We start from the raw sequence: 17,924 nt of genomic DNA on the forward strand, positions 1-17,924 counted from the left end.
CGATCCGAAGACTGGCCGGGGCGAAAACCCTGTGCAATCGATGGCGGCCGCCTCGGGCTTACAGCTCCAGGTTGTCGATCAAACGCGTCGCGCCCAGTTTGGCAGCAGCCAACGCTACCAGAGGTTCGCCCGCCGCGATCTCGGCAAGCTCGGGACGTTGCAGATCGCGCTGGCGACGTACAGCCAGGTAATCCACCTGCCAGCCGCGCCCGGCCAAGGCCTGCATCGCCTCCTGCTCGACCACGGACAAATCATGTTCGCCGGCGGCGACCCGTTGTTTGATGCTTTGCAGGGCGGCGTACAGTGCAGGCGCCTCGGCACGATCCTCGGTCGACAGGTAGCGGTTGCGCGAGGACAAGGCCAGACCGTCTTCGGCGCGAACCGTCTCATGCGCCACGATGTCCACGGGCAACTGGAATTGCCGGCACATCTGACGCACGATCATCAATTGTTGATAATCCTTTTTGCCAAATACGGCCACGCGCGGCTGCACGCAGGACAGCAGCTTCAGAACGACGGTGCTGACACCGCCAAAAAAACCGGGGCGGAATTCTCCCTCGAGAATATCGCCCAGATCATCGGGCGGCTGCACACGATAGCTTTGTGGCTCGGGATACATCTCGCGCTCGTCGGGCGCGAACAGCACATAGACGTCACGCTCGCGTTCGAGTTTCTCGATGTCATCGCGCAGAGTGCGAGGATATCGATCAAAGTCCTCGTTAGGGCCGAACTGCAGACGATTCACGAAAATACTGGCCACCACCGGATCGCCGTGCTGGCGCGCCAATTTCATCAGGGCCAGATGACCCTCGTGCAAATTGCCCATGGTGGGCACAAACGACACGCGGTTCTGCCCGCGCAAATGGTCACGCAATTCCTGAATCGTGTGAACGACTTTCAAAAGATTCTCCGAAGACGAGGGCTCGCCACGCGCTCACGCGGCGGCGGCAACGCTGGTATAGGCCAGGCGCACGTATATGGGCGCATAGGGCTCGGCCTGAGTGATATCCAGAAGCGATTCGCGCGCCAGTTCCAGCATGGCGATGAAGTGCACCACCACCACGGCGACGGGGGCCCCTTCGAGGATGCGCTCCATGAACAGTTCACCGAATTCCATGAACCGTACGTCGTTCAGACGGCGCAGAATGTGCGTCATATGATCGCGCACCGAGAGCTGTTCACGAGTGATGTGATGGTGTTGATTGAGCTTGGCGCGCTTGAGGATATCGGCCCATGCCGCACGCAGGTCGTCGAGATTGACCTCGGGCTGCATGCGTTCGAAACTGATGTCCGCCACGGCCTGAGCGCTTTTGAAATCTCGGCCCAATTGAGGCATGGCATCGAGCTTCTGGGCGGCCAGTTTCATCTGCTCGTATTCGAGCAGGCGGCGTACCAGTTCGGCCCGTGGATCCTCGGGTTCTTCGCCAGTGTCGGTCTTTTTGACCGGCAGCAACATGCGTGACTTGATCTCGATCAGCATGGCCGCCATGAGCAGATATTCGGCCGCCAACTCCAGGTTGTGCACGCGGATCTGCTCGACATAGGACAGATACTGACGCGTGACATCCGCCATGGGAATGTCGAGCACGTTGAAGTTCTGCTTGCGGATCAGATACAGCAGCAGATCGAGCGGGCCCTCGAAAGTCTCGAGAAAGACTTCCAGCGCATCCGGCGGAATGTACAGATCGGTGGGCAGCTGAAACAGCGGCTCGCCGTACAGGCGCGCGAACGCGACGGTATCGACGACATCAGGCGTGCTGTCTACCGGGGGTTCCACCAGAGCGGCCATTGCATCGCCGGGAACCGGCGGTTTGGAGGGCATCAGAGCGCGTTACGAGCGTCGCCGACTGAAAATCAGTCGGCTTGGTACACGTAAGGCCTCTGCGCCACGCGAGCGGCGCGAAAGCCTTCGAGGAGCTCGGGATCCTGCGGCTTGTCCCACAGACGGGCACGCCCTTCGAGCTGGCGCTGCTCGACATCGGGGTGCGATGCCTTGTAGTCCTTGAGGAAGAGAGTGATTTCGGATTCGTAGTTCTTGGCCATGACACCAGCGTCAACAGGTTACGGATAACCCAAGTTTACTTCAGCCGGGCCAAAACTCGGCGTTACAATCGACAGGCCCTCGAACCTCTCGCCGACATGCCCCCCGAATCCGCCAGTACTGCCTCGCCACCCGATGCTGCCCAGGACACCACTCGCGCAGCCCGAATGATCCCCTTTATCGTGGGATGCGCGCTGTTCATGCAGATGCTCGACTCCACCGTCGTGGCGACCGCGCTGCCGGCGATGGCTCAGGCGCTGGGATCGACGCCGGTGCGGCTCAACGTGGCGATCACGTCCTATCTGCTGGCGGTGGCGGTATTTGTCCCTGTCAGCGGCTGGGCCGCCGACCGTTACGGCGCCCGGCGCGTTTTCATGGCGGCCATCGCCCTGTTCACGCTCAGTTCGGTGGCCTGCGCGCTTTCGCAAAACCTGATCCACCTGGTGCTGGCCCGGATTGCCCAGGGGATTGCCGGGGCGATGATGGTGCCGGTCGGCCGTATCATTTTGCTGCGCGTGGTGCCCAAGCAAGACCTGCTCAAAGCCATGTCGTTCCTGTCCATCCCCGCCTTGCTCGGGCCTGTCATCGGGCCGCCGCTAGGGGGATTTATGGTCACTTACATGTCGTGGCACTGGATTTTCCTGATCAATATCCCTATCGGCGCGATCGGAATCATGTTGGTTCGGCGCTATGTCCCCGAAATCCGCGAAGCCTCGGTGCCAGGCCTGGATTGGCCGGGCTTTCTGCTGAGCGCCGTTTGTCTAGCCACGCTGGTCAGCGCCTTTGAGGCATTGGGACACAGCTTGATTCCACCGGCTGCCGTCATCGGCCTGGCCGCGGTCGGGCTGATCTGCGGGTGGCTCTATGTGCTGCATGCCAAACGCGCCGAGCACCCCATTCTGGACCTGACGCTGATGCGTGAGCCAACCTTTGCGATTTCAGTGCTGGGCGGCAATCTTTGCCGGTTCGCCGTAGGCGCGATGCCATTTTTGTTGGCTGTCCAGTTGCAGGTGGGTTTCAACATGACGCCCTTTGCCGCCGGCCTGATTACCTTTGCCAGCGCGGCCGGCGCCCTGTTGATGAAATTCGTCGCCACCCCTATCGTGCAACACTTTGGTTTTCGCCGTGTGCTGACGATCAATGCCGTGTTGACCGGGGTGTTCATTATTGCTTGCGCCGCCTTTACGCCCACGACGCCTGTCTGGTTGATGATCGCGATTTTGCTCGCGGGCGGATTCTTCCGATCGCTGCAGTTCACCGCCGTCAACACCTTGACCTATGCCGACATGTCGCCTGAACGCATGAGCCGGGCCAGCAGTTTCGCAGCGATGGCGCAACAACTGGGCATCAGCCTGGGCGTCGGCGTCGCGGCTGTCACGCTGAATCTCAGCATCGCGGCCCGCGGCGCCGACAGAGTCGCGATCGGCGACGTCATGGTGGCCTTTGTGGTCATCGGCGTCCTGTGCTCGGCCGCCACGTTCTCGTTTCAGCGCTTGTCGAAAACGGCAGGTGCGCAACTGCGGCAGGCCTAGCCCGCCAGCTGTGCCCGGTCATCGCTGCAGAGCCGACTACCCCTCGTTCGCAACGTCGGTCATACTTGCGGATATAGGCAGATCAAAAACAGCATTCCACGAGACAACGCATTTCCTGGGGCCCGAGCAATATGACCAAATCGTTCATCCTGGCCTTGGACCAGGGCACCACCAGCTCACGTGCCATCGTGTTCGACCGCCAAGGCACGGCCCGCGGCCTGGGCCAGCGCGAATTCCGGCAGCACTACCCACATCCGGGTTGGGTAGAGCACGATGCCAACGAAATCTGGCAAAGCCAGTTGGAGGTCGCCCGTATCGCGCTGCGCAATGCCGGCGCCACCGCGGCCGACATTGCGGCGATCGGCATCACCAATCAGCGTGAAACCACATTGATCTGGGATCGTGCCACCGGCCAACCGCTGGCGCATGCGCTGGTCTGGCAAGACCGCCGTACTGCGCCCTTGTGCGATCAACTGCGCGCGCAGGGCCATGACAAGTTGCTGCAGGAACGCACGGGACTGGTGCTGGATGCGTATTTTTCCGGCACCAAGCTGGCATGGTTACTGGATAACGTCCCCGGCGCACGCAAAGCCGCGCAACGGGGTGAGGTCGCTTTTGGCACGATAGACAGTTGGCTGATCTGGCATCTGACCGGCGGCGATGTGCACAGCACAGACCCCAGCAATGCCTCGCGCACCCTGTTATTCGACATTCATACACAAGACTGGAGCGACGAGATCCTGGCCTTGCTCGACATTCCACGCAGCGTCCTGCCATCGATCGCCCCCAGCAGCGCCGTGATCGGTCACGCGCTGCCTGACTGGTTTGGCGGCTCCATTCCGATTGCCGGCGTTGCAGGCGATCAACAAGCTGCGACCTTTGGCCAGGCGTGCTTCAAGCCAGGCATGGCCAAAAATACCTATGGCACGGGATGCTTCATGCTGATGAATGTTGGCGATAGACCTGTCGTGTCACACAACAGCCTGCTATCGACGATAGGCTGGGGACTGCCTGCCGACAAGCACAGCTCGAATGACGCCGGGTCTTCTGCCGGGACCCCCACCTACATGCTTGAGGGTGGAGTCTTCATGGCAGGCGCCGCCGTGCAATGGCTGCGCGACGGCCTGAAGATCATCCAACGCTCCGACCAGATTGAGGCCTTGGCAGCCAGCGTAGCCGACACGGACGATGTGTTCCTGGTCCCCGCCTTTGCAGGCTTGGGAGCCCCCGACTGGGATCCTTATGCGCGCGGCACGCTCGTCGGGCTGACTCGCGGCACGACACACGCTCACGTCGCGCGAGCCACGCTGGAAGCCATCGCACTGCAAAGTGCCGAGTTGATGACCTGCATGAAGGCCGACAGCAACATTGAATTGTCGGAACTGCGTGTGGACGGCGGTGCGGCGCGCAACGATCTATTGATGCAGATGCAAGCCGATCTGCTGGGTGTCGCTGTCGTCAGGCCGCGGGTGTCGGAATCCACTGCGCGCGGCGCAGCCGGGCTGGCAGGACTGGCCGTCGGCTTTTGGTCGGGACTGGACGAATTTGCCAGTCAATGGGAAGCCGAACACCGCTTTGAACCGCAGTGGAGCGCGGATCAGCGCACAGCAAGGTTGGCGCGTTGGCGCCAGGCCGTGGAGCACGCCAAAGGCTGGGCGCGCCCAGGCAACTGAATGCCCGGGCGGAGCCCTTAATTCAGGCTGGCGCCGGAAAGCTTGACGATTTCCTGGTACTTGGCCTTTTCTTTCTTCACGAACTCTGCAAAAGCCTCGGCGGTCATAGGCTGCGCCTCCGAACCCATGGCGAGCAGACGCTCGCGGATATCCGGTTGGCGCATGGCATCTGCATAGGCTTTGTTCAGCTTTGCCACCACATCGGGCGGCGTGCCGCCGGTGGTAAAGATACCGAACCAGGTCCCCAGGTCGAAGCCTTTGACACCGGCCTCGTCCATCGTAGGAACATCAGGCAGAAGCGACGAACGCTGCAGGGTCGTAACAGCCAGGGCTTTGACCTTGCCGTCCTTGATCATGGGGGCCGAGGCCGCCAGATTGTCGAACATGAAATCCGACTGCCCACCCAGCAGCGCCAGTTGGGCTGGCGACGCCCCTTGATAGGGAACATGCACGGCCTGGACGCCGGCGCGTGCCTTGAGCAACTCTCCTGCCAGATGGCCGGCGCTGCCGTTGCCGCCTGAACCGTAGTTCAAGCGATCAGGGTTTTTCTTGGCGTAATCGATCAGGTCGGCCAGCGTGTTGATGCGGTTGGCTTTGGCGAAATCGACGTTCATCACCAGGACATTCGGCACCGCCGCCACGATGGTGACCGGTGCGAAATCCTTGATGGGGTCGTACGGCAAATTGGCGAACAGCCAGGGATTGATGGCGTGCGTCGCCACGGCGCCCATGACCAGGGTATAGCCGTCTGGCGCAGCCTTCGCGACCAGATCGGCGCCGATGTTACCGCCCGCGCCNGCGCGGTTCTCCACGATGACGGGCTGCCCCAGCGAGGCACGGACTTTCTCGGCCAGCAAACGCGCAGAAGAATCCAGCGGCCCGCCGGGCGGATAAGGCACGATGAAGCGCAAGGGTTTGGTGGGGAAATCGGTGTCTTGCGCACTTGCTGGCGCGATGCTGGCCAGCCCGGTCACGACAGCGGCAGCCCCGAGCACCAGCGTGCGGCGCACCGTCGAAACAAGTGAATGCGATGGTGATTGAAACATGGCGTTGTCTCCATGGCATGGGTTTTTGTAAGGCCCGCAGCATACTCCATGCGATCTCAAGCCGCCAGGCGAATCGAGCAAAGAATGACGTGCGGTCCTATTTTGAACACAAAAATGCTGTTCCTGTACACGCCTGTTGTCGAATGGGGTACCTGTCCGCATTGGCCCTGTTCACACCACGCTGTGTCCTCATGCAAAATCCCCCCTCTTGGCTCCACGTGAGCCACCTTGCCGCTGCACTGATGTGCATCCATCCCGCCGCAACTCACGCTGAGGACGCGCCTGGCGCTGTTTATCAGCCCGGCCCCATCGTCATCACCAGCACGTCACCGAGCGCGCCGCTGATCTTTGTCACCGATCCAAAGCTGCCTCGCCAACCCCTGCCAGCCAGCGATGGAACCGACTATCTGAAAACCATTCCCGGGTTCTCCGCGATTGGCAATGGCGGCACGAACAGCGATCCGGTATTGCGCGGACTCTTTGGCTCGCGCCTGAACATCCTGAGCAATGGCACCTCCATGCCTGGCGCGTGCGGCGGCCGAATGGATCCGCCAACGTCTTATATTTCGCCGTCGAACTTTGATCAATTGACGGTCATTAAGGGCCCTCAGACCGTGCTGTGGGGGCCGGGCGCATCGGCTGGCACCGTCAAGTTCGATCGGGACACACCGCGCTTTACCGAGTCGGGGGTTCGATTCGATGGCAGCCTGGTTGGCGGCTCCTTTGGGCGCAATGACCAAGCCGCGGACCTGACCATGGGCAATGACAAGACATACGCCCGCGTGACGGCCAATCACTCGCACTCTCAAGACTACAAGGACGGCGACGGCAACACCGTTCCTTCGCGCTGGGACAAATGGGGTGCCGAGCTGACGCTAGGCTTCACTCCCGACGCCGACACGCGCTACGAGTTGACGGCCGGCACCGGCGATGGCGAGGCGCGTTATGCCAGCCGTGGCATGGACGGGACACAGTTCAAGCGAGAGAGTGTCGGCTTTCGTTTCGAAAAAGACAACTTGGGCGATACGTTGAGCGCCATACAAGCGCAGATGTATTACAACGATGCCAATCATGTCATGGACAACTTCACGCTACGCGTGCCCGACCGTATGGGCTCCATGTCCTCAGGGCTTGCGTCTAACGTCAATCGCACCACCTGGGGCGGCCGGGTCGCTGGGACCTGGACCCTGTCAGATCACACCAGCGTCATCACGGGATTGGATTTTCAGCGCAGCCGACACCGTGTACGTCGCGGCACAGACACGGCATCGTATCGCCGTGAATCCTGGAACACGAATGCTACCTTTGCCAACACTGGCCTGTTCGGCGAGATGACGTGGCATCTCGTAGAAGACGCACAACGAATCATTGCCGGTGCGCGCATGGACTGGGCGCAGACCACTGATTTACGCGACACGAAACGCCCTATCACGCGTATGCCCAACCCCACCGCGGGCGAACGCCGCACTGACACACTGCCCAGCGGCTTTCTGCGTTACGAGCACGATCTGGCGACGGCCCCTGCGACGTGGTACGTCGGGCTTGGACATGTCGAGCGCTTTCCGGATTATTGGGAACTGTTTCCCCCCAGCCGCGGCCCCCAAGGGTCGGTCAACGCATTTCAGGGAGTCAAGCCGGAGAAAACCACGCAGTTGGATATAGGTGCGCAGTACAGAACCGAAGCGTTCAGCGCGTGGGCCTCGGCCTATGCGGGCTACATCCATGACTTCATCCTTTTGAGATATCCCGCAACAGGCATGATGGGCGGCACACAAGCCACCAACATCGACGCACGCATTTTCGGTGGCGAATTCGGCACTCGCTATGCACTCTCGCGCACCTGGACGACGACAGCCACCGTGGCTTATGCCTGGGCCAAGAACACGAGCGATGGCCGACCCTTGCCTCAGATCCCGCCGCTGGATGCTCGCCTGATGGCAAGCTATGACGATGGCATATGGACGGCGGGCGTCTTGTGGCGCCTGGTCGCACCGCAACACCGCTACGCGTTAAACACAGGCAATGCTGCCGGCAAAGACTTCAGTGCGAGCAGCGGATTCGGCGTGCTTTCCGTCAACGGCGGCTATGCCGTGAACAAACATGTTCAACTTACAGCCGGGATAGACAATCTACTGAACAAGACCTACACCGAGCATTTGAATCGAGCTGGCAATGCAGGGTTTGGATACTCGGGGAATACTGCTTTTAACGAACCTGGGCGTGCGGTGTGGGCGCGGGTGGCTGTGATTTACTAGTTTTCGTTGAAAGATGGAGGGGATCGAGTTCCGTTGGACGTCGAGGCGGGGCAGNGACCATGTCGGCGCGCCTCGACGTCCAATAGAACCCCTGCCCCCATCCTACGCCACTGACGCACCAACGGCAGCCACGAGCAATCAATGCAGAATCTGACTCAAGAAATGCTGCGTACGCTCGTTCTGCGGATTATCGAAGAACTGATCCGGACTGTTCTGCTCGATGATTTCACCGCGATCCATAAAGATGACACGATCAGCCACCTTGCGCGCAAACGTCATTTCGTGCGTCACGCACAGCATGGTCATGCCGCTTTCCTGGGCCAGCGTCACCATCACATCCAGCACTTCTTTCACCATTTCCGGATCCAGCGCCGAGGTCGGCTCATCGAACAGCATGATCTTGGGGCTCATGCACAAGGACCGCGCAATCGCCACACGCTGTTGCTGGCCGCCTGACAGCTGACCGGGATACTTGTTGGCCTGCTCTGGAATACGAACACGCTCCAGATACTTCATAGCCGTAGCCTCAGCCTCGGCACGCGATTTCTTCAGCACCCACGTCGGCCCCAACGTCAGGTTTTCCAGCACAGTCAAATGCGGAAACAGATTGAAGTGCTGAAACACCATGCCGACATCGCGGCGGATGGTTTCGATCTGCTTCAGGTCATTGGTCAACTCCGTGCCATCGACAATGATCTGACCCTGCTGGTGTTCCTCCAGACGATTGATGCAGCGGATCATCGTCGATTTGCCCGAGCCCGACGGGCCGCAGATCACGATACGTTCGCCTGGCGTCACGTCCAGATTGATATTGCGCAGCACGTGGAACTGACCGTACCACTTGTTCACGTTCTGCAAGCGGATGATGGCATCACTCATGCCTGTACTCCCAAAAGGTGCGCCTGCCCGAGCCGCCATGGGCGGCCTCGGACCAGGCAACTATCGTTTCTGTCCGGCCGCCAAACGCGTTTCCAGACGTTGGCTGTATTTCGACATCGAAAAGCAGAACACGAAATAAATCAGTGAAATGAATACGTAGGCCTCAATCCCGAAGCCGCGCCATGCCGCATCCGACAGCGCAGCCTTGGCAGCCAGTGTCAGATCGAAAATACCGATGATCACCACCAGCGACGTGTCCTTGAACAGCGCAATAAAGATGCTGACCAAAGGCGGAATCACAATACGCAGCGCCTGCGGCAAGATGATCTTGCGCATTTGCTGCCAGTAGTTGAGCCCCAGCGAATCGGCGCCCTCGTACTGTCCCTTTGGAATGGCTTGCAAGCCGCCCCGCACAGTCTCGGCGATATAGGCCGCCGCGAACATGATGATGGCGATCTGCGCGCGCAACAGCTTGTCGATGGAGAAACCCACCGGCAAGAACAGCGGCAACATGACCGAGGACATGAACAACAGGCTGATCAGCGGCACGCCGCGAATCAACTCGATGTACACGACGCACAAGGCTTTGATGGCCGGCATCCTTGATCGACGGCCCAGAGCCAGCAGCACACCCAGCGGGAAAGCAAAAGCAATACCGAAAGTGGACAGAATCAAAGTCAGCGGCAGGCCGCCCCACAACGAGTTCTCGACATAGGTCAGGCCAAACACACCGCCCCACATCAACACCGCCACTGCCGTCAGGCCCACCACCCAGATCAGCGCCAGGCGTGCGTTCCAGAAACGGCGCAAGCCGCTGCACACGATGACCCCAATCAAGATGATGGTTGCGATCAGAGGCCGCCACTGTTCATCGTAGGGATAGGTGCCAAACAGGATCAGACGATGCTTTTCGGCAATGAAGGCCCAGCACGCGCCTGCGGCCTTGCGGCATTCCTGCGCAGTCGATGAGGTAAAGTCCGCCTGCAAGAATGCCCAATCGATCAACGCGGGCACCGCCATGATCAGTATCCAGGCCGTCAACACGGTGGCCAGGATGCTCAAGGGAGACGAGAACAGGCGCTCTTTCCACGTGGGCCACAGGCCCACCTGGTTTTTGGGTGGTGGCAAACCTTCGCTGGGGATAGGCGTAGTCGTACTCATATCAACGCTCCACCAGCGCAATGCGCTTGTTGTACCAGTTCATGAAAATCGAGATCGACAGGCTGACGGTCAGATAGGCTGCCATGATGATCAAGATGCCCTCGATCGCCTGGCCTGTCTGGTTCATCATGGTGTTGACCACCGACACGATATCGGGGTAACCGATCGCCACGGCCAGCGAGCTGTTCTTGGTCAAGTTCAAGTACTGGCTGGTCATCGGCGGAATGATCACGCGCAACGCCTGCGGCAACACCACCAGACGCAGCACGCGGGAACGGCGCAGCCCCAGCGAGCCGGCGGCCTCCCATTGGCCATGGTTCACGGCCTGGATACCCGAGCGCACGACCTCCGCAATAAAGGCAGCGGTGTAGATCACCAGACCCGCGAGCAACGCGGCAAACTCAGGCGACAGCGTCAAGCCGCCGCTGAAGTTGAAACCTTTCAGCTCGGGCATATTCAACGACAGCGAAGCGCCGCTGATGAGCCAGCCTAGTACCGGCAAGCCAATGAACAGCGCTAACGCTGCACGCCCCAAGGGGAAAATCCGGCCGGTGGCCTCTTGGCGTTTCTTGCCCCAGTGCGCCACCAGAATCGTGCCGACAATCGCCAGTGCCAAACCGCCGAGTATCCAGTCCATGGAGCTGCCTTCCAGACCAGGCACCTTCAGGCCACGGTTGGAAATAAACACTCCAGGCAATGGGTTGTATGCCTGGCGCGGACCGGGCATATTTTCGGTAATCAGCGCGTACCAGAAGAACAGCTGCAACAGCAGCGGTACGTTACGCATCACCTCGACATAGACCGAGCAGACTTTGGCAATCAGCCAGTTTTTGGACAAACGGCCTACGCCGATGAGCGTACCCAGAATCGTCGCAAAGATGATGCCCAGCACCGCAGCGCGCAGCGTATTGAGCAGGCCTATCCAAATAGCTCGGCCATAAGTGTCTGCAGGACTATAAGCGACGGGGGTCTCGCCAATCGCGAATCCAGCCTCTCGATCGAGAAAGCCAAAACCCGTTGAAATATTGCGGACTTGCAGGTTATTCAGAGTATTAGAGACCAGGAACCACACGGCCCAGGCAACGAGGGCCAGCGCGACAACCTGATAGACCACGGCGCGCACACCGGGATCGTTCCAGCTGAGGCGGCGTTTGGGCGCGGCCACTGGAGCTTGAGGGTTGTTTGTCGTCATGAAAAGCTTCTACAGAAGTCAAAACAGGAATGGCCTGGGACCCGCCGCAGGCCACCTCACTCCTGCCGTCCGCATGATGCGGACATCAAAGCAAGACGGGTTGATCCCGTCTTGCCCGGCAGCGATGCTTAGCGCACCGGCCAACCGTACATAATGCCGCCCTTCTTGTACGAAGCATTCAGGCCGCGTTCAAGTTTCATGGGGCTGCTCATCCCGAGCGTGCGCTCAAAGCTTTCGCCGTAGTTACCGACTTGCTTGATGATGTTGTAGGCCCACTTGTCGTCCACACCCAGGTTCTTGCCCATGCCCGGGGTCACGCCCAGGATGCGTTGAATATTGGGATTGGGATTCTTGGTCATTTCGTCGACGTTCTTGGACGTAATGCCATACTCTTCGGCTTCGATCATGGCGTTCAGCGTCCAACGAACCACGTTGAACCACTGCTCGTCGCCCTGACGCACCATGGGACCGAGCGGCTCTTTAGAGAAGTCTTCCGGCAGGATGACGTAATTGTCAGGGTTTTCGAGCGTGGTACGGCTCGACGCCAATTGCGACTTGTCGGTCGTGAACGCATCGCAGCGGCCAGCCGAGAAAGCGCGGATGATTTCGTCGTACTTGTCGATCACGACCGGCTTGAACTCGATCTTTTCGCCACGGAACCAGTCGGCCAGGTTGAGCTCGGTGGTGGTGCCAGGCTGAACGCAAACGGTAGCGCCGTTCAGTTCTTTCGCACTCTTGACGCCCAGTTCTTTGGACACCATCACGCCTTGGCTGTCGTAGTAGTTCACGCCGGCGCCGATCAGGCCCAGGGTGGTGTCACGCGTCAGCGTTTGCGTCGTATTACGAGTCAACACATCGACCTCGCCGGACTGCAGTGCGGTAAAACGCTGCTGCGTATTCAGCGGGGTGACTTTAAATTTGGTCGCGTCGTTGAACATCGTGGCTGCGATGGCGCGGCACATGTCGATGTCGATTCCTTGCCATTGCCCTTTGCTGTCGGCCATGGAGAATCCAGAAATCCCCGTGGACACGCCGCACTGGACGAAACCTTTCTTTTTGACGCTATCAAAAGTGGCCCCCGCATGCGCGGTCGCCGCAGTGGCCAATAATGCAGCAGCCACCGCGGCTAATTTTAGTGCTTTCATTTGGATCTCCTGTAAGAAACGCTTGCTGTGCAACGTAATCCGTCAATTCAAGCATCGCCGGGGATGGTAGCGGTTGGAGATATTCGGGGACATGGGGGAAATCCCTCGACAAGTTGCACAAAAAAAGGGGACACAAGAAATGTGCAACAAGCGTGACACGCCCCACTAACGGGAATACACACGGTACTATTGCTGCTTCATCCTTTTTTGCCGCCATGATCGAATTCCAGCACGTCTTCAAATCGTATGGGCGCGGCCGTAATATCCTGGCCGACATCAATTTCCGCGTAACCGCCGGTGAATTCCTGTTTGTCTCAGGGGCGTCGGGTGCGGGCAAATCCACCCTGCTAAAACTGATCGGCGGGCTGGAGCCCGCCAGCCGGGGTTCGATCCAGGTCAATGGCCAGCGTCTGGACCAGCTCTCCGCACGTGCGCGGCCCTATCTGCGGCGTGCGGTGGGCGTGATCCTGCAAGACACGCATTTGCTGTTTGATCGCAGCGCCCTGCAGAACGTCATGCTTCCCCTGGCAGTCACCGGTCAGGCGCATGGGCCTGCCAGTGCGCGCGCCCGCGCCGCCCTGGACAAGGTCGGCCTGGCAGGTAAAGAAGATATGAACCCGATCGAGCTCTCTGGTGGCGAACAGCAACGCCTGGCCATCGCGCGCGCGATCGTGAACCGGCCTGCGATCTTGATTGCAGACGAACCGACGGCAAACCTGGACCAGGACACGGCGCGGCGCATTTTGAATGTGTTTCGCGACTTCAATCGCGTTGGCGTCACGACACTGATTGCTTCGCACGATCAGGCCCTGATGGCGCAATACGCTACGCGCACCCTGCGGCTGGAACCCGGCAAGTTCTTTGACTCGGGAGCCCACGAATGAAATCCTGGTTGCGATTGCATCGCTATGCGCTGATAGTGACGTTGCGCCGGTTGGCGGCGCAGCCTTTTTCCTCGTTGGCCAATCTGGTGGTCATGGCCCTGGCCCTGGCCTTGCCGCTATTGGGAGCGGCGATTCTGGTCTCGGCCCAGCCGGTCGCCCGCCAAGTATCGGTGACGCCAGAGGTCACATTGTTCCTGAAGACGTCGGCCCCCGATGGGGCTGCCGCCGCGATTGCGCAACGCATCCGCGACGATAATGCCGATCAGGTGCAAGCCGTACGTGTCGTGCCACGCGACGAAGCACTGGCCTCGTTGCGCAACGACCCCACTTGGGATGAGGCCCTGGCCGTGTTACCTGGCAATCCGCTGCCGGATGCGGTGGTCGCCACGCTGACCGAGGGTGAACAGCTCGCAGAGCGTGCCAACACGCTCGCCGAGACTTGGCAGAAATGGGAGCACGTCGATATGGTGCAGCTGGACAGCGCGTGGGTGCAGCGGCTGGAAGCCATTCTGCGTTTTGCGCGTGTTGGCCTGATATTCCTGGCGGCATGCGTCGCGGCTGTTGTGCTGGCAGCCGTCTTCAATACCGTACGCATGCAGGCCATGCTGCAACGAGAGGAGATCGCTGTTGCACGCCTGGTGGGCGCCACGGAATCCTTTGTCCGCCGGCCGTTCCTGTATCTGGGCGCTCTGTCCGGTGCGTTGGCGGCGTTGATTGCCATAGGCGCGGCGGCCGCCGCCCTGACTCCACTGAATAACGCCTTGGTGGGGCTCGCCCGCAGTTATGGGGCAAACTTTGCCCTGCATTTGCCGGGATTGCCGATACTGGCGATTGCGGTGGTGGGCACGGGTATCCTGGGCGCACTGGCGGCACGCTGGTCAGTGACCCGCAGCACTCGATTTTAATTGGGGACGCATTAAAATGCCGACCTTGCCATGAGACCGATTTTCCGGGCTCATGGCAGGAAAATTCACAGGCACCGTTAGTTTTTGGTTACTTCTAGAAAATAAAAGTTTCGCGCGACGCGTTGCGACGAATGGCCCCTGACGATGACTACATAACTCATATATATAGTCAGGCCATTTTTTAAATCATCCAATCATGTATCCGCGCCTCGCTGTACTCGTTGAAATCGAACGAGCTGCTTGGCTGGCGCGGGTGCGATAATCCCGCGCTATGGATTTCGCCCTTCGCATCGTCGCCTGGCAAGCTAGCCACGGCCGCCACGGACTCCCCTGGCAACATACGCAAGACCCGTATCGGATCTGGCTGTCAGAGATCATGCTGCAGCAAACACAGGTCACGACGGTCATTCCGTACTATCAGCGGTTTCTGGAACGGTTCCCCGACGTTGCAACGCTGGCGGCTGCCGACCAGGAAACGGTCATGCCCTATTGGGCAGGCCTGGGGTACTACGCACGCGCGCGCAACCTGCACCGTTGCGCGCAAACCATCATAAGCGACTGGGGCGGACGCTTTCCGCCCACCGCGGAGCAGATCGCCACGTTGCCGGGCATAGGCCGATCCACGGCGGCCGCGATTGCGGCCTTTGCCTACGGAGAGCGGTCCCCCATCCTGGACGGTAACGTCAAGCGCGTATTCACGCGGCATTTCGGTGTCGAGGGCGAGCCCGCACGGCGTGAAGTCGAACAACGTTTGTGGGCACTGGCAGATGCGCAGGTCGCCGAGGCGCCCGGCCTGAATATGGCGACCTATACCCAAGGCTTGATGGATTTGGGTGCCACGCTATGCACACGCGGTAAACCCGACTGTACGCGCTGCCCTGTATCCGAAACCTGTATCGCGCGCCGTGATGGGCGCCAGAGCGAACTCCCGACGCCCAAGGCCCGCAAAGCCATACCCGAACGCCAGACCGGCATGCTGGTGCTGCAACGCGATGGTGCGATTTTGCTGGAACAACGGCCGTCGCCGGGTATCTGGGGTGGTTTGTGGAGCTTGCCGGAATTCGACGCGGGCGGCGATCCGACTCAGGCCGCACGGCAATTGGGTCTGGAGCCCACCCAACGATACGAGCTAGCGGCGTTTGCGCATACGTTTACGCATTACCGATTGCATATCAAGCCGTGGTATCTGCCCGTGAGCCTGGCTGCGAGCATAGCCGAGCCGGCGATGCCGCAGCGCTGGGCGAGCCTCGCGGAGCTGCCATCGCTGGCGCTGCCGGCACCGATACGCAAGCTGTTGGAAGGGCTTCTGGAAGCAGGCTTGCCTGAGTAGGAATTCCAGATTACTCACTCGCCCTTCAACAACATCACCAATTTCAAATCCGGATGCGTTGCCAAGCGAAACGTCGTTTGCTGATAAGCCAGCCGGCCATGATGCGGGTGCTGAAATTCACGCAGGCCGCCTTCGCGCTCTACCACGGCGTGCCGCGTCCACCAATGGGCAAACACTTCGCTGTCTCGATTCAACTCATCGAGCAGCGTCAACACATCCGGCTCATCCAGATGCGCCCCTGCATCGGCCCGGAACTCGGCCACGACACGGCGCGCGCGTTGATCCCAATCCACCACCAACTGACGTGCGGCCGGATCGAGAAAGATATAACGCAATAAATTCGGCTGAGGGTCGCGTACGGGCCAATCGTCAAACAGCTCGCTCATCGATGCGTTATGCACCAACACATTCCATGCCCGATCCAGCACATACGCCGGCGCAGTAATCGCATCCACACACTCGCGTAACAACCCGGGCGCCTCGCTGCCATCATCACGCGGGTGCTGTGGATCCGCGCACTCGGCCAGTTCGAACAGATACGCACGCTCGGCTCGCGCCAACTGCAGCACCCCGGCAATCCGCGCCCACACTGCGGGTGACACCGACACTTCGCGCCCCTGCTCGATCCAGGTGTACCAAGTCACGCTGATCCCGCATAACTGCGCAACCTCTTCGCGCCGCAGTCCGGGTGTGCGGCGACGCATGCCCTCCGGCAACCCCGCCATCTGCGGTGTAATCCGCGCCCTTGCAGCGCGCACGAACTCGCCCAAGGCGTGACGGCGGCGAGTCGAACTGTCATGTGATGCCGGTGAACCGGCTTGGGGGGAAGCATTCATACCAGGATAAACAATGGTCTTGTACGCGTATCAACGGGCACTTATCTTAACTCCTGGCACGTCATGCCATCTGTCTCAACGCCGTTTTTGGAGTCATTAATGACCCTCTCTGCCTCTCACGACGCCGCTGTCGAGCGTCAGTTCAGCCCGCAAGCCGCCGCATATTTGACCAGCGCGGTTCACGCGCAGGGCGAAGACCTGCAACAACTGGCCAGCCTCGCTCGGGAGCAGCCAACGGCTCGTGTCTTGGATCTCGGTTGCGGCGGCGGTCATGTGAGTTTTCTCGTTGCCCCCTTGGTTCAACATGTCACTGCTTACGATCTGTCCCAAGCCATGCTCGATGTCGTCGCCGCCGAAGCTACCCGCCGTGGATTGCATAACCTGGATACCTGTCAGGGCAAGGCGGAACGTCTGCCATTTGACGATGAGCAGTTCGATCTGGTGCTGTGCCGCTACTCGACCCATCATTGGCAGGACCCGGGACAAGCGATACGCGAAGCCAGACGCGTATTGAAGCCCGGCGGTATCGCAGCCTTTGCAGACGTGGTTTCGCCCGGCGAAGCGTTACTCGACACATGGCTGCAAACGTTCGAAATGCTGCGTGATACCTCCCATGTGCGTAATTATTCGATCGCGGAATGGTCTGCGTTACTGACGCAGGCGGGTTTTACGCTGCAAAGCACGGCGTTACGACGTTTGCCGCTGGAGTTCTCGTCCTGGGTGGCACGGATGCGTACGCCCGAGGTCCTCGTCGCCGCATTGCGGGCCCTGCATGCGATTGCGCCGGATGTGGTGCGTGAGCATTTTGAGATTCAGGGTGATGGGTCGTTTACTAGCGATACGGCGACGTTGGTGGTGCGTAAGGGGTGAGGGGTCGGCTTGTGTGGTGTTTTGCGGGGGGAGTGGAGTTCTGTTGGTCGTCGAGCCGAGGCAACTAGAGTTCCCAGCATCGCTGGCACGACTATCTTGCTTGGCGTTTTTCTGCAGCCGCGGTGGTAGAGAGAAAGATCTTGCGGTGCTGCTTTCGGGGGACGCCCTGCGCGTC

General features: G+C 60.1%; 16 protein-coding genes and 1 pseudogene. 7 read left to right on the forward strand and 10 right to left on the reverse strand.

Going from position 1 to position 17,924, the window contains the following annotated elements; translation table 11 throughout:
* Nucleotides 1-58: 58 nt before the first annotated feature.
* The 3 genes from panC to ACNA0I_RS25350 are packed head-to-tail and all read right to left on the reverse strand — an operon-like array spanning nucleotide 59 to nucleotide 2,043.
* Complete coding sequence (gene panC / locus ACNA0I_RS25340; protein ID WP_415808797.1) at nucleotides 59-901, reverse strand: pantoate--beta-alanine ligase; 843 nt, start codon at nucleotides 899-901, stop codon at nucleotides 59-61.
* A gap of 33 nt (nucleotides 902-934) precedes the next feature.
* A complete protein-coding gene (locus tag ACNA0I_RS25345) occupies nucleotides 935-1,822 on the reverse strand; it encodes a segregation and condensation protein A (RefSeq protein ID WP_415808798.1) in 888 nt (295 codons plus the stop codon).
* Nucleotides 1,823-1,854: 32 nt separating this feature from the next.
* On the reverse strand, nucleotides 1,855-2,043 hold the full coding sequence (locus ACNA0I_RS25350) for a DUF3460 family protein (RefSeq protein WP_415808799.1): 189 nt from the start codon (nucleotides 2,041-2,043) through the stop codon (nucleotides 1,855-1,857).
* Nucleotides 2,044-2,208: 165 nt separating this feature from the next.
* Between ACNA0I_RS25350 and ACNA0I_RS25355 the strand changes: the two genes are divergently transcribed.
* Both ACNA0I_RS25355 and glpK read left to right on the forward strand, forming a co-directional pair.
* The gene (locus ACNA0I_RS25355) at nucleotides 2,209-3,573 is read left to right on the forward strand and encodes a DHA2 family efflux MFS transporter permease subunit (RefSeq protein ID WP_415808812.1); all 1,365 of its coding nucleotides are present in this window, start codon (nucleotides 2,209-2,211) and stop codon (nucleotides 3,571-3,573) included.
* Between the two features lie 131 nt (nucleotides 3,574-3,704).
* Entirely contained in the window at nucleotides 3,705-5,246 is a 1,542-nt protein-coding gene (gene glpK, locus ACNA0I_RS25360) for a glycerol kinase GlpK (RefSeq protein WP_415808800.1), read from the forward strand.
* Nucleotides 5,247-5,263: 17 nt separating this feature from the next.
* Here the strand turns inward: glpK and ACNA0I_RS25365 are convergent.
* Together ACNA0I_RS25365 and ACNA0I_RS25370 are read right to left on the reverse strand one after the other, a co-directional pair.
* Nucleotides 5,264-6,043: Bug family tripartite tricarboxylate transporter substrate binding protein (locus ACNA0I_RS25365; RefSeq protein WP_415808801.1), on the reverse strand; the 780-nt coding region annotated here is incomplete at its 5' end.
* Between the two features lies 1 nt (nucleotide 6,044).
* Nucleotides 6,045-6,292 (reverse strand): annotated as a pseudogene (locus tag ACNA0I_RS25370) (tripartite tricarboxylate transporter substrate binding protein); the annotation flags it as partial.
* Nucleotides 6,293-6,483: 191 nt separating this feature from the next.
* Here ACNA0I_RS25370 and ACNA0I_RS25375 point away from each other — a divergent pair.
* Nucleotides 6,484-8,547 (forward strand): TonB-dependent copper receptor, encoded by a 2,064-nt coding sequence (locus ACNA0I_RS25375; RefSeq protein WP_415808802.1) that lies wholly within the window; start codon nucleotides 6,484-6,486, stop codon nucleotides 8,545-8,547.
* Nucleotides 8,548-8,685: 138 nt separating this feature from the next.
* Here ACNA0I_RS25375 and ACNA0I_RS25380 read toward each other — a convergent pair whose 3' ends face one another.
* The 4 genes from ACNA0I_RS25380 to ACNA0I_RS25395 form a co-directional block, all read right to left on the reverse strand.
* Nucleotides 8,686-9,426, reverse strand: coding sequence for an amino acid ABC transporter ATP-binding protein (locus ACNA0I_RS25380; protein WP_415808803.1), 741 nt, complete (start codon nucleotides 9,424-9,426; stop codon nucleotides 8,686-8,688).
* 60 nt (nucleotides 9,427-9,486) lie between these two features.
* Nucleotides 9,487-10,587, reverse strand: a complete 1,101-nt coding sequence (locus tag ACNA0I_RS25385) for an amino acid ABC transporter permease (RefSeq protein ID WP_415808804.1) — start codon at nucleotides 10,585-10,587, stop codon at nucleotides 9,487-9,489.
* Nucleotide 10,588: 1 nt separating this feature from the next.
* Nucleotides 10,589-11,779 carry an amino acid ABC transporter permease gene (locus ACNA0I_RS25390; protein WP_415808805.1) on the reverse strand — a complete coding sequence of 397 codons (1,191 nt, stop codon included), beginning with the start codon at nucleotides 11,777-11,779 and terminating at the stop codon, nucleotides 10,589-10,591.
* A gap of 128 nt (nucleotides 11,780-11,907) precedes the next feature.
* On the reverse strand, nucleotides 11,908-12,924 hold the full coding sequence (locus ACNA0I_RS25395; RefSeq protein ID WP_415808806.1) for an amino acid ABC transporter substrate-binding protein: 1,017 nt from the start codon (nucleotides 12,922-12,924) through the stop codon (nucleotides 11,908-11,910).
* Nucleotides 12,925-13,139: 215 nt separating this feature from the next.
* On the opposite strand from ACNA0I_RS25395, the gene ACNA0I_RS25400 reads away from it, so the two are divergent.
* From ACNA0I_RS25400 to mutY, 3 genes are all read left to right on the forward strand, one after another.
* Nucleotides 13,140-13,808: a cell division ATP-binding protein FtsE gene (locus ACNA0I_RS25400; RefSeq protein ID WP_094819701.1), complete on the forward strand. Its 669-nt coding sequence runs from the start codon at nucleotides 13,140-13,142 to the stop codon at nucleotides 13,806-13,808.
* Nucleotides 13,805-14,713, forward strand: coding sequence for a cell division protein FtsX (locus ACNA0I_RS25405; protein WP_415808807.1), 909 nt, complete (start codon nucleotides 13,805-13,807; stop codon nucleotides 14,711-14,713). The genes ACNA0I_RS25400 and ACNA0I_RS25405 overlap by 4 nt, the downstream gene beginning before the upstream one ends.
* Before the next feature lie 271 nt (nucleotides 14,714-14,984).
* Nucleotides 14,985-16,043 carry an A/G-specific adenine glycosylase gene (mutY, locus tag ACNA0I_RS25410; protein WP_415808808.1) on the forward strand — a complete coding sequence of 353 codons (1,059 nt, stop codon included), beginning with the start codon at nucleotides 14,985-14,987 and terminating at the stop codon, nucleotides 16,041-16,043.
* Between the two features lie 14 nt (nucleotides 16,044-16,057).
* On the opposite strand, the gene ACNA0I_RS25415 is transcribed toward mutY, so the two are convergent.
* Nucleotides 16,058-16,879 (reverse strand): helix-turn-helix transcriptional regulator, encoded by an 822-nt coding sequence (locus tag ACNA0I_RS25415; RefSeq protein ID WP_415808809.1) that lies wholly within the window; start codon nucleotides 16,877-16,879, stop codon nucleotides 16,058-16,060.
* Between the two features lie 99 nt (nucleotides 16,880-16,978).
* Here ACNA0I_RS25415 and ACNA0I_RS25420 point away from each other — a divergent pair, with 99 nt between their 5' ends.
* Nucleotides 16,979-17,749 carry a class I SAM-dependent methyltransferase gene (locus ACNA0I_RS25420; protein WP_415808810.1) on the forward strand — a complete coding sequence of 257 codons (771 nt, stop codon included), beginning with the start codon at nucleotides 16,979-16,981 and terminating at the stop codon, nucleotides 17,747-17,749.
* Nucleotides 17,750-17,924: the final 175 nt, after the last annotated feature.

It is taken from the genome of Bordetella muralis (genome assembly GCF_965139205.1).
GTDB lineage: Bacteria > Pseudomonadota > Gammaproteobacteria > Burkholderiales > Burkholderiaceae_B > Bordetella_A > Bordetella_A muralis.

Coding starts and splice junctions, on each gene's coding strand:
- ACNA0I_RS25345 (WP_415808798.1), bottom strand. CDS start 1,822: ATGCCCTCCAAACCGCCGGTTCCCGGCGATGCAATGGCCGCTCTGGTG.
- ACNA0I_RS25350 (WP_415808799.1), bottom strand. CDS start 2,043: ATGGCCAAGAACTACGAATCCGAAATCACTCTCTTCCTCAAGGACTAC.
- ACNA0I_RS25355 (WP_415808812.1), top strand. CDS start 2,209: ATGATCCCCTTTATCGTGGGATGCGCGCTGTTCATGCAGATGCTCGAC.
- glpK (WP_415808800.1), top strand. CDS start 3,705: ATGACCAAATCGTTCATCCTGGCCTTGGACCAGGGCACCACCAGCTCA.
- ACNA0I_RS25375 (WP_415808802.1), top strand. CDS start 6,484: ATGCAAAATCCCCCCTCTTGGCTCCACGTGAGCCACCTTGCCGCTGCA.
- ACNA0I_RS25380 (WP_415808803.1), bottom strand. CDS start 9,426: ATGAGTGATGCCATCATCCGCTTGCAGAACGTGAACAAGTGGTACGGT.
- ACNA0I_RS25385 (WP_415808804.1), bottom strand. CDS start 10,587: ATGAGTACGACTACGCCTATCCCCAGCGAAGGTTTGCCACCACCCAAA.
- ACNA0I_RS25390 (WP_415808805.1), bottom strand. CDS start 11,779: ATGACGACAAACAACCCTCAAGCTCCAGTGGCCGCGCCCAAACGCCGC.
- ACNA0I_RS25395 (WP_415808806.1), bottom strand. CDS start 12,924: ATGAAAGCACTAAAATTAGCCGCGGTGGCTGCTGCATTATTGGCCACT.
- ACNA0I_RS25400 (WP_094819701.1), top strand. CDS start 13,140: ATGATCGAATTCCAGCACGTCTTCAAATCGTATGGGCGCGGCCGTAAT.
- ACNA0I_RS25405 (WP_415808807.1), top strand. CDS start 13,805: ATGAAATCCTGGTTGCGATTGCATCGCTATGCGCTGATAGTGACGTTG.
- mutY (WP_415808808.1), top strand. CDS start 14,985: ATGGATTTCGCCCTTCGCATCGTCGCCTGGCAAGCTAGCCACGGCCGC.
- ACNA0I_RS25415 (WP_415808809.1), bottom strand. CDS start 16,879: ATGAATGCTTCCCCCCAAGCCGGTTCACCGGCATCACATGACAGTTCG.
- ACNA0I_RS25420 (WP_415808810.1), top strand. CDS start 16,979: ATGACCCTCTCTGCCTCTCACGACGCCGCTGTCGAGCGTCAGTTCAGC.